The sequence below is a fragment of the Flavobacteriales bacterium genome (genome assembly GCA_020635395.1).
In the GTDB taxonomy this organism is placed as follows: domain Bacteria; phylum Bacteroidota; class Bacteroidia; order NS11-12g; family UBA9320; genus UBA987.
Genome location: JACJZV010000002.1, coordinates 742,009 through 752,999, shown reverse-complemented (window position 1 = coordinate 752,999; position 10,991 = coordinate 742,009). Strand labels below are relative to the sequence as shown.

At 37.0% G+C, this 10,991-nt stretch carries 7 protein-coding genes; 3 read left to right on the top strand and 4 right to left on the bottom strand.

Annotated features, from left to right (window positions below):
* The coding region (locus H6607_09375) for an AAA family ATPase (protein MCB9262571.1) at positions 1-1,114 on the bottom strand (1,114 nt) is incomplete at its 3' end.
* A 217-nt stretch (positions 1,115-1,331) separates the two neighbouring features.
* Between H6607_09375 and H6607_09370 the strand changes: the two genes are divergently transcribed.
* Positions 1,332-3,029 carry a hypothetical protein gene (locus tag H6607_09370; protein ID MCB9262570.1) on the top strand — a complete coding sequence of 566 codons (1,698 nt, stop codon included), beginning with the start codon at positions 1,332-1,334 and terminating at the stop codon, positions 3,027-3,029.
* On the opposite strand, the gene H6607_09365 is transcribed toward H6607_09370, so the two are convergent.
* Positions 3,026-5,800, bottom strand: a complete 2,775-nt coding sequence (locus tag H6607_09365; protein MCB9262569.1) for a carboxypeptidase regulatory-like domain-containing protein — start codon at positions 5,798-5,800, stop codon at positions 3,026-3,028. The genes H6607_09370 and H6607_09365 overlap by 4 nt on opposite strands.
* Before the next feature lie 137 nt (positions 5,801-5,937).
* Between H6607_09365 and H6607_09360 the strand changes: the two genes are divergently transcribed.
* Together H6607_09360 and H6607_09355 are read left to right on the top strand one after the other, a co-directional pair.
* On the top strand, positions 5,938-7,026 hold the full coding sequence (locus H6607_09360; GenBank protein ID MCB9262568.1) for an acyl-CoA desaturase: 1,089 nt from the start codon (positions 5,938-5,940) through the stop codon (positions 7,024-7,026).
* 101 nt (positions 7,027-7,127) lie between these two features.
* Positions 7,128-8,432 (top strand): 1-acyl-sn-glycerol-3-phosphate acyltransferase, encoded by a 1,305-nt coding sequence (locus H6607_09355; protein ID MCB9262567.1) that lies wholly within the window; start codon positions 7,128-7,130, stop codon positions 8,430-8,432.
* On the opposite strand, the gene H6607_09350 is transcribed toward H6607_09355, so the two are convergent.
* Complete coding sequence (locus tag H6607_09350) at positions 8,419-10,200, bottom strand: hypothetical protein (GenBank protein ID MCB9262566.1); 1,782 nt, start codon at positions 10,198-10,200, stop codon at positions 8,419-8,421. The two genes, H6607_09355 and H6607_09350, sit on opposite strands and share 14 nt — an antisense overlap.
* Positions 10,197-10,871 carry a tRNA (adenosine(37)-N6)-threonylcarbamoyltransferase complex dimerization subunit type 1 TsaB gene (tsaB, locus tag H6607_09345; GenBank protein ID MCB9262565.1) on the bottom strand — a complete coding sequence of 225 codons (675 nt, stop codon included), beginning with the start codon at positions 10,869-10,871 and terminating at the stop codon, positions 10,197-10,199. The genes H6607_09350 and tsaB overlap by 4 nt, the downstream gene beginning before the upstream one ends.
* Between the last annotated feature and the right edge of the window lie 120 nt (positions 10,872-10,991).

Sequence of the window (10,991 nt, the reverse complement as noted above, 5' to 3'; positions counted from 1 at the left end):
CCTTGGCACCCGATTTTATTTCTACCGGAATGGCAAAATTTTTATGTGCTAAAACTAAATCAACTTCGGCGTTTGATTTAGCATTTTCCCGAACCCAGAATTGAGGTGAAAAACCAAGCTGATTTGTGCTTGCAATAATTTCTTGATAAACAATATGTTGAACAAAAAAACCTTTTTGATATGCCGCAAAGTCCTTTATATAAAGCATTTCTGATAAATTTCCTGAGGCAAAATTGAGTAGTCCAGTGTCTAAAAATTGCAAACGTGGCTTTCGCTTAAAATCATTAAGGAGTGGTGGCAAGGTGTCGGTGGTGGGGTAAATAATTTTGATCAACCTCGATTTATCAAGGCTTGATAAAGCCTCTCCAACTTCGCGAGACCGATAGTTTGAATTTCCAAAACCGTTAAAGCTGAATCTATCCCGAACAAATGGAGCAGTTTTTAAAATATGCCGCAGCACTTTCGCCTCTGTGTCGTTTTTTGCATATTTTTCGGCATCGTCCAAATAACTCTCCCAAATGGAGGCATATATTTCGTTCAAGCCCAATAAAGATTGATTACTTTCAACGTAGTTGGCCACCACTTCGGGCATTCCACCAACCAATATGTAGCGGTTAAAATAATCAAGTAGTTTGTTGTAGGCAAGAGCATCAAAAGGTATTTGATTGAAATAAGTCAGTGCCTGAACATCTCCAATAGCCATCAAAAATTCTTCGAAACTAAACGGGTGCAAAACCATTTGTTCAATCCTACCCACCGGAAAAGAAGGTGTTTGAGAAATGGCAAACTCAAGCAATGACCCTGCGGCAATCACGTCCACATCGGTTTGGTCTTCATAAAAATACCGAAGCCATTGAATGGCTTTTGGGTTTTCTTGAATTTCATCAATAAAAAGTAAAGTTTTGTGCGGAACGATAATTTTTCCTTTGCTAAAGGCAATGGCTTCAATGATTCGATTTACGTTTTCTTCGTTCTCAAAAAAACGGTTGTCGGCTTGTTTTTCGAGATTAATTTCTAAAAAGCAGTCGTATTTTTTGCCAAATTGCCTGATAGTGGTGGATTTTCCCACCTGTCTTGCTCCTCTGACAATCAAAGGTTTGTGCCCTTTTTTCAACCGCCAAGCAACAAAATGTTCGACTATTTTTCGTTCAAAAAGCATTGAGTTTTGTTACAGATTCGGGGCAAATATATAAAATTTTTGTTGCAGATTCGGGGCAAATTTCGCAATTTTTTGTATCAAATTCGGGGCAAAATGAATTGTTCTAAAGGTTTTTGTGGCTTTATCATCAATAAAAACAAAGTAAAAATCTTTTCCCCCTAACTTTGTCACAATGAAAAAATGGATTTCTTGGTTGGTTTTGGCGATGATGATGTTCGGCTTTCAATCGGTGCAGGCCCAAATTAGCGACCTTACATTTGATGACGAATACTACCGATTGGTGGACAGATACATGGTGTTGAACAACGATAGATTGGCAGAATGCACCAGCATTAAGCCGTTTAATCGATCGGTTTTTAATAAACATTTGGTTATGCAACCCGGCATTGCCACGTTTGCTCCACCGCCCAAAGTGTCCTCCTTCAACAATTCTCTTTTTGTAAACGACAATTGGGATGCCCTCGATTCTACATTTTATTTTTATAAAAGAGAGGCAAAAAATGCGTTGCTCAATCGGTTTTTTGCATACACAGGCTCGTTTTTTTCGGTAAATGAAAAAGATTTTAAATTGGTGGTAAATCCGGTTTTGGCAGTAAATGGTGGTTTCTCCCCAACCGAAAATATCTACAGAAACACACGTGGAGCCGAGCTTCGGGGAAGCATTGCCAACAAGGTTGGGTTTTATTCTTTTTTGAGTGAAAACCAGTTTCGGTATATAGAAGATTACCGCAACCAAACAGCACAAACAGGCATTATTCCCGGCACGGGTTTTATCAAAAATTTTGGCCAAAACGGACATGATTTTTTGAATGCTCGCGGCTACATTACTTTTGGTTTAAACAAATACATGACGGCTAAATTTGGCCATGACAAAAATTTTATTGGCAACGGATATCGCAGTTTGATAATGAGTGATTTTGCCAAAGAAAATTTGTTTTTAAAAATTCATACCCGTGTTTGGAAAATCAATTATGTCAATATTTTTTCAGAACTGACTGATTATCAAAACGGGGGAATAAACGGCTTAAAAAAGAAATATTCGGCATTTCATTACATCAATCTTCGTTTTTTAAACAACAAGGCTGAAATTGGTTTGTTCGAAAACATCATTTTTGCCCGAAACGATAGCAACCAACAAGCGGGTTTTGAGTTGAATTATCTTAACCCAATCATTTTTTATCGGGCGGTAGAGCATGGTCTAAATAGTTCGGACAATGCCTTTTTGGGTACCGACTGGAAATGGAATTTTGCAATTAACAAACAGTTTTACGGACAATTTGTGTTGGATGAATTTCATAAAAATGAATTGTTTGGCCGCACAGGCAGTTGGGTAAATAAATGGGGAATGCAGGCCGGAGTTAAGTGGTTTAATGTTTTAAAAATCAGTAATTTAGATTTTCAATTAGAAACCAATTTGGTACGACCGTACGTATATACCCATTTCAAACCTGACCAATCCTATACCCATTTCGACCAGCCCATTGCCCACCCAATGGGAGCCAATTTTAAAGAAGTGTTGGCCATTGTTCGGTATCAACCAATACCCAAATTGAGCTTTACATTAAAAGCCTTCAATATTTTGCACGGAACAGATTCCAGCTACACCAGTTTTACACATTCGGGCGGAAACATCAATGCCGGATACAACAATCGACAAAAGGAAAAAGGGATTAAAATTGGCGATGGATTAAAGGATAAACTTCAGATTTTTGATGTATCGGCTTCGTACCAATTCTACAATCGCACCTATTTTGATTTGCGGCTTGTATATAGAAATGCTAAACGAGAAGCTCCACTCAATAGCAACAAGGCCATACTTTTGATGGCAGGTTTACGTATGAATATAGCCCAGCAACGCTTCGACTATTAACCATCCCAACGACGTAATACCTGTTCTTTTTGTTTGCCTTTTCTAATGGCATATTCTACACTGAACATAAAGTATCGGGTAATGTTATTTTGCCGAGTTTCGGAGTAACTATTGCCATAAAAGTTTCTATTGATGGATTGATTTTTCTTCAGCATATCATAGGCTGAAAATCGGACTATCCAACGGTTAGTCGTATCGAGGTGATAGGACAATTTAGAGTTGATTAATGGAACAGATTGTTTTCCGCCAACGCTTTGAACATTGTAATAATATATATTTCCCTCACTGGAGAACTCTAACCTTTTGGTGATGTTCAAAATAACCTCATAGTCAAAGGTATGTTGCCAATAGCTGGGATTTTGTCGCACATAGCCCCCTTTTTGAGTAGAGTACTCTGGATAATATCCAAAACTTACAGTTAAATCATCTCCGGAATATTCTACATCGCCACCAACATCGAAGGACGAACGCAAATTTTCATACAAAATGCCGTTTAGCTGGCTGTAATATTGATATTGATTAGCCCCCCCATTAAAAGATATATCAATACCTAATTTTTTTAGACTAAAACCATAGTTCAAATTAAAATATCGAGACGAGGTAAATTTCTTGTTTTCAAATGTGGTAAACGATATGTTGTTGCTATCTAAGGTTTGAACGTTTATGAGCGAATTTGGTGTGAAACTAGCATTTCCCCAACCACCAAAGTAGCTGTTTTTTTTAGTATTTCGTTTGTGAAAGCTTGATCCAAGGCTGTAGTTGAAGGTAGGGTTTAGCGTCAAATCACCCATTTGGGTTCGTATAGGATTTCGAACATCAACAATGGGATTTATTTGCGACGAACCAGGAAAATTTTCCTGTGTTGCGAACCATGAATGCCATCGAAAGTTTTTGCCTTTTTGATAGTTTACCCCAAAATTTGGAGCCAACACCAGCATAGTGTTGCGATATGCTTGTTTGGCAGCTTCGGTAAGTTTTCGATCTAAGCCTATACTCAATAAACCCAAATTGGCATGATAGTACCAACCATTTTTCTTTACAAAATTGCCGAAATAACCCACTTGGGCAGAACTCACTCGATAATTTGTTGCAATATTTGGGCTTTGCCCAGAAATTAAGGAGTCGGATGGCAAATAAATTCGCCGCATGTTGTATGTGCCGAGGGTTGATTTATTGTTAATGGTAAAGGTAAGAAACTCAAACGAATCAATGGCTGCCGAATAATGAAATTGGCCAAAGGCTATGTTACCCGTACCAAGTATTTGGTCGTTATACCGATAGTTAACGTTGTCAGTATATTTTTGTTCGTAATTGGAATAGGCTGTAATCCATTTTGAAGTATCCCGGGCAGCATTATGCTCTACACCACCTTGAACAGACCAAGAGTTTTTTGTTCCTTTCACTTTTCGGTAGTATGATAGACTTGTTTTAATGTTATAGTTTGATTTAAAACTGTATGTTTTTGACATTGAGTTATTCAAAAAACCGGAAATAGAGTTGCTATTTGTGTTTGTAGAAAAAGAAGCATCGTTTCCTAAAGAAAGATCCGATTGTGCAGAAATGGTCAACCAATTCAACGTATCAGGTTTAAATCGATATTTAATAAACCCTCTCCCTTGATTGTTCAAACCTTCACTAATGTAGTTTGATGAATTGAAAACAGTCCAACCGGGTAAATAATTCTCCGAATTAGAAATTGAAATGAGGCTGTTTGTTCGGTTCATAGCAAACAAACTGCCATTCAGCTCGCCTTTTTTTCCAATTTTTAAATTGCCGCTTGTGCCAATAACCTTTGCTTTTTGACGGCCATCTTGGTTGGCACCCAGCCAACTGCCTTGCGAATACCAATAGGTTCTTTCGCCAAAACTGATTGACTGCGACCCATTAAGGGTTTGATAATATTCTTGCCAGTTAAAACCATTTTGATTCAAATTGTTGGTGTTTCCAATAATGGCAAACTGATTTTCTTTGTTGAAGTAGTTGAATGTACCTTTTACCCTATAGGTTTCTTCGGTTCCTCCGCCGGCTTCTATTTTACCGAAGGTTCCTTTGTTGGCATCTTCTTTCAAAACAAGGTTTATCACCTTTTCACGCTGGCCATCGTCAACACCCGTAAACTCAGAGTTTTCAGATTTTTGATCTAAAACCTCCACTTTGGCCACATTTTTTGCATCTATGTTTTGAGTGGCTTTGGTGGGATCGTTTCCAAAAAATTCTTTTCCGTTTACCAACACCTTTACCACTTTTTCGCCTTGAGCCGAAACGGTTCCGTCTCGTCCCACGGTTACCCCGGGAAGTTTTTTAAGCAAATCTTCTACTGTTGCACTTTCTTTTGTGTTAAAAGCATTGGGGTTGTACACCATTGTATCGCCATTGAAAACAATAGGTATGGCCTTGGCTGTTACCAAAGCTACCGACAAAGTGTTGGATGATGGCGAAAGTGCAATTTTAGCAAGATCAGTGGTTTTTCCGTCTTCTATAGTTATGAATTGTGAATGTAGGTTATATCCAACATAGAAAATTTGCATTAAATACTCTTTTGGCTTAACATCTTTAAACTCAAAAGCACCATTAATATTCGTAACCGTAAATGACACAGCAGAACTGTCGGTCTTTTCAAGAATAACAACACTTGCAAAATCAATAGGCAAACCGGAGGCACTATCAGCAACTATGCCCTTTAGAGATATATTTTGAGCCTTTGCAGAGCCAAAAACAACAACAAATAAAAGAACCAGCAAATAGTGGACAGGGGTGGATTGTTTTTTCACTTTTCAAAAATATGGTATGGCTTATTAACAAGATAAGTTATTTATTTATTGTCCGACTAAATCAAAAAAAATTGAGACAAAATGACAAAAAATATTTAATTAAATTTGCAGCCTTCGACAGAAAGGTCGAAAAGGATATGCAAAAAATAGCAATAAAATTTCCCCGCCAGTCGGGCAATGATTTTTACAATACCGTTCGTCAAAGAGTTCACGAATATTTTCAAAAAGGAGAGATATCAAAATATGCCAACACCGAAATGGTAATGAAAACCATTTTTATGTTGAGTTTGTATTTTATCCCATATCTATTTGTCTTGTTTTTGGGGGGTGTTAGCACGTGGCTATACCTTCTGTTGTGGGTCATTATGGGAACGGGAATGGCAGGTATTGGCTTATCCATAATGCACGATGCAAATCACGGAGCCTATTCTCAAAACAGAAAAGTCAATGATTTTATCAGCAAAGTAATTTGGTTTGTTGGAGGTAGTTATACCAATTGGAGAATACAGCACAATGTGCTTCATCATTCGTTTACCAACATCAACGAGCATGATGAGGATTTAGAAACCGTTCCATTTTTGCGATTCTCTCCTCACAAAAAAAGGATGAAAATACACCGATTGCAATATATTTATGCCTGGTTTTTTTATGGTTTGATGACCCTAATGTGGGCTACTACAAAAGACTTCAAACAGCTTATCAGATACAAAAACAACAATTTATTGAAATCAGAGAAACGACCATACAAGAGTTTAATGAGGGAGCTGATTGTTGTTAAAGCGATTTATTACATCCTATTTCTTGTTTTGCCTTTGATTTTGAGCAATCAAAGTTGGTGGGTGGTTGTTTTGGGTTTTGTGGTGATGCACTTTGTGGCAGGTTTTATTTTGGCCAGTATTTTTCAGCCGGCTCACGTAATGCCTGAAACAGATTTTCCGGAACCTAAAGAAGATGGCAGCATGGAAAATCAGTGGGCAGAACACCAATTAAGAACTACCGTAAACTTTGCCCCCAAAAGCAAACTTTTTTCATGGTATGTGGGCGGCCTTAATTTTCAAATAGAACACCATTTGTTTCCAAACATTTGTCATGTTCATTACAAGAAAATATCAGGTATTGTACAAAAAACAGCGAAAGAGTTTAACCTTCCCTACTATTCAAAACGTACTTTTTTTGCTGCTTTGTGGGCACACAAAAATTTCTTGAAACAACTGGGAAAGGCATAAAAAGCGGAGCTCTGCTGCGTTTTTTTGACTTTCAAACCAAAGATTTTAATTACAATGCAAAATAGATTGTGCAGTTTATTTGCCTCTAAAATAGCCCTTGTATGCTTTATGCCGTTCTAAAATTTATTTGGTCGTATGTGGTGCGAAAATATTTTGCCGAAATTCACATAAAAAATGCCGAGGAAATTCCATACAACAAACCAGTGCTGCTTTTGCCAAACCATAGAAGTGCATTTATGGATCCCATTGTGGTGGCCACCCAGCTCAATAGAACTGCAAATTTTTTAACCCGAGGTGAATCGTTTGAAAAACCAATAATGGTTAAAATTTTCAAACAACTAAACATGATTCCTATTTATCGGAAAGAACATAATCCAGAAAAGGTTAATCAAAACGAAGATATATTTAGACATTGCCACCAGTTGATGAAAGAAAATGGTTGTTTAATCATTTTTCCGGAAGGCATTTGCCAAACCAAATATACTTTGGCACCACTCAAAACCGGAGCAGCACGCATTGCGTTGGAGGCTGAGGCAAAGAATAATTTTAAGTTGGACATACATGTAATTCCAATTGGCATCAATTATTCAAATCCACATCGGTTTAGAGGAAGATTAACCCTAAATATTGGCAAATCATTAAGACCAAAAGACTATAAAGATGAATTTGAAAAAGACTATTGGGCGGCTATAAGCCATTTAACCGCAGATGTAGAAAATAATTTGAAAGAGCTAATTGTGACGGTTGATGACCAACATAAAATGAAATTAGTGGAACATATTGAAACTTTCATGGAGAGTTCTGATGTTTCTGATGATTGGCACAACCAAAGAAAAAGACTTGTTGAACAAATAAATAGTTTCAAAGAAAATGATGCCGTAGGTTTTGATAAATTTAATCATACCATGAGCAGCTATATGTGGGCGTTGCAAAAGCTCAAATTAGGAACAAGTAGTTTTAAAAGAAGCTCACACAAAGGATTGCAACGTTACCCAATACTTCATTTTATTCTGTTGGTTTTCGGTTTTCCCATATTTATTATTGGGTTTCTATTACATTTTTTACCATTTGTTTTTACTCAACAAATTGCCCTTCGGGTGGTAAAAAGAGTTGATTTTATGGGTTCTGTGTTGTTGGCCTTAGGTTTATTGATGTTCGCTATTTTCTGTGTTTTAGAAACATGGATTGTTTGGAAACTTTCGGGCAATGGTTGGGCAACCATCATATTTTTCTTTTTGTGGCCAAGCTTGGGTTTGTTTGCTTATTCATACCTTTCTTCGGTGGGTCAGTGGTTGGGCAATATAAATTGGAGATTTTTAGGAAAAAAACGCAAAGGACTTCAAACGGCCTTAAAACAGACCAAAATAGAATTAAACCAGACCATTGTAACAATCATAAATAGTTGATTATTCCGAAGTGAATTTTGGCTTGATTTAATTTTATTGGATTACCTTGTTGAGTGCCCAATGCGTATGCCAAAGTTAAAATGCCATTGTTCACATCCAAATTTACGCCTGTTCCAAAACCATAAGGATAGTCGGTTTTGATTCCGGTTTCAGGATTGCTTTTATCCTGCATATAGCCAATGTTTCCAAACAGTTGAAAAAAGGCATTGCCACCAAGAATGTATCGATACTCCAAATTAAGCACCGTATAGCTATTGGCCTGTAATGATTCTTCGTTAAAACCTCTCAATGATTTTGTGCCGCCAAATCGATACAAATCGTTTACAAAAATATTTTCGGCCACCAGCCTCTTGCCATAAAGACCACTTACAAATGTGCTTTTTTTGGCAATGGGCAGATACAGGGAAAAACTATATTGAAACTCGCCTTGCAATGATTTGAGTTTTACCGAATCATACACATTGTATTGTTCATTCAAAGCGTTTTTAAAAACCACCTGCTGAATTTGAAATTCTTTCACAATGCTCCGAACACCCACATTAGCATTGAGTTGCACACTAAATCCCTTTCGAGGATTGTATATATAATCAAGTTTTTGATGAGAAATCTGACAGCCATAGGCAATAGAATTAACAGGGTTGCTTGCTGGCAATCGGCCACTTTGTCTTACCAAATTTGTGTCAATGTGCAGCAATGCCGATTGGTTTCGCTTTATATAAAATTGGGCAAAATCATTTCCACTAAAAAAATAATTCAACCCAATTTTGGTTTTAACAGTAAAAAAAAGGGTGTCGAATTTTAAATATTCTACTTGGGCATCAGCACCAATAGGGCTTTTTAGAAAATAAGGAATTTGGCCTGCCATTTCTAACTGTTGAGAGCGTTCATTAAAACTTTTCCAATGCATAGAGTAGCCAATTCCGCGTTTCAATAAATTTTTAAGATCAATATTAGCCTCACCGGTTATCAGCAGTTTGTTGTTGTTAGAGGCATTGGGGGCAAAACCGACAATACCATCAAACCTATCTGTTTTTCGATGTTTTAGAAAAACAACAAGCCGCACCTTGTCATCTTTAAAAAATATTTTCGAGTTTTTTTCTACCGAACAAAACGGAAGTTTTTGGAGTTTTTCATCCATTTTTTTCACCAATGATTCATTGTAAGGCTCACCATTTTTAATGCCCAAATACTGCTGGAGATATTTATCAGAAATTTTAGCATCTCCCACTATTTGAATGCTATCGAAGGCAAAAAAGCGAAAAGGTTTTAAAATCAAATCTGCCGATATTCTGTTTTGAGAATCGGTTGCCACATTATCCAAAAAGGCATACGCAAAGGGGTATCCGTGGTTTTCGCCATACCTTAACAATCTATCAATCAGAGCCACAAACTCATACTGATAAACCGGCATTAGCGGTTTAATTTTTAAATAACTATTGGTTTCGTTGAGCCACAAAGTGGCCAGACTATCGGGCGAAATTTGTGCCCAAGTGTATTTATTGCCAGCATAAAAATGGACAAATGTGGTGCTGCTATCCGCATAAAAACTATCTATAGAAGCAGTAAGGAAGCCATTTTTATGTGCCGATTTTAGTAGAAGTTCAATTTGGGTAAACAAATCTTCTCGACTATTTATTTGATTTTTTATTTCGGTTTCTACCAAAATTTGTTTGGCCGTACTGTCGATGGGAATTACGGATAGGTATTCAAACTGTGCAAAAGTGGAGAGACTCCAGCACAAACATCCTAAAACAATAAACAACCTCATTTCTTTCCGGTCATAAAAAATTCTTTAAGATAAAATGGTTCAAAATAGACGGTGTCTGCAAAATCTTGGTTTTGCAACTTTCTTAAAGCTAAATCTCCCATATTTTTTGCCGACAAAAAATCATCCGAATAAAAACGAGCGTTTGAGTGTAAAATTACGTCAGCTGCCTTTTCAGAGCCGTTTCCCACAAAATGAATTATGCTGTTTTCAAGTTCAGGTTTATATGAGTTCTCATCCAGAATCAAAGGTTTTGGTGCAGTAACGGCTTTTAAATTTTCATCAAAAAGGGAGGTAAAAACTTCCATCCGGCGGGCATCTACCATGGGGCAAATGAGGCCATTTTTTTTATGAGTTTCAACAAACCCATTGGCAATTATTTGTAGCGTATCAATGGCTAATAAAGGTTTGTCAAGTGCGTAGCACAATCCTTTTGCGGTGCTGGTTCCAATTCGCAATCCGGTGTACGAACCCGGGCCTCCACTTAGGGCAATAGCATCCAATTGATTTGGCCTTATATCAAGTCGATTGAGCAGTTTTTCAATAAGAATGGTTAAAATGGCGGCATGTTTAAAATCTTCTTTTTCTTCTAAATAGCCAAAACAACTGCTGTTTTCAAAAACGGCAACCGAACACACTTTTCCCGAAGTTTCAATAGCCAAAATTTTTTGCACAACGCAAAGGTAGATATTTGTTTTTAAGCGGGATAAACGCTTAAATAATCCAAAAAAAACATAATTATTTTTAGATTAAAATCCAATTTAATTATGTTTTTTTAGGATTATACTCCAATT

What these genes read in the sequence shown, in the direction of transcription:
- H6607_09350 (MCB9262566.1), bottom strand. Translation starts at nt 10,200, where the DNA reads ATGAGGTTGTTTATTGTTTTAGGATGTTTGTGCTGGAGTCTCTCCACT.
- H6607_09355 (MCB9262567.1), top strand. Translation starts at nt 7,128, where the DNA reads ATGCTTTATGCCGTTCTAAAATTTATTTGGTCGTATGTGGTGCGAAAA.
- H6607_09370 (MCB9262570.1), top strand. Translation starts at nt 1,332, where the DNA reads ATGAAAAAATGGATTTCTTGGTTGGTTTTGGCGATGATGATGTTCGGC.
- H6607_09360 (MCB9262568.1), top strand. Translation starts at nt 5,938, where the DNA reads ATGCAAAAAATAGCAATAAAATTTCCCCGCCAGTCGGGCAATGATTTT.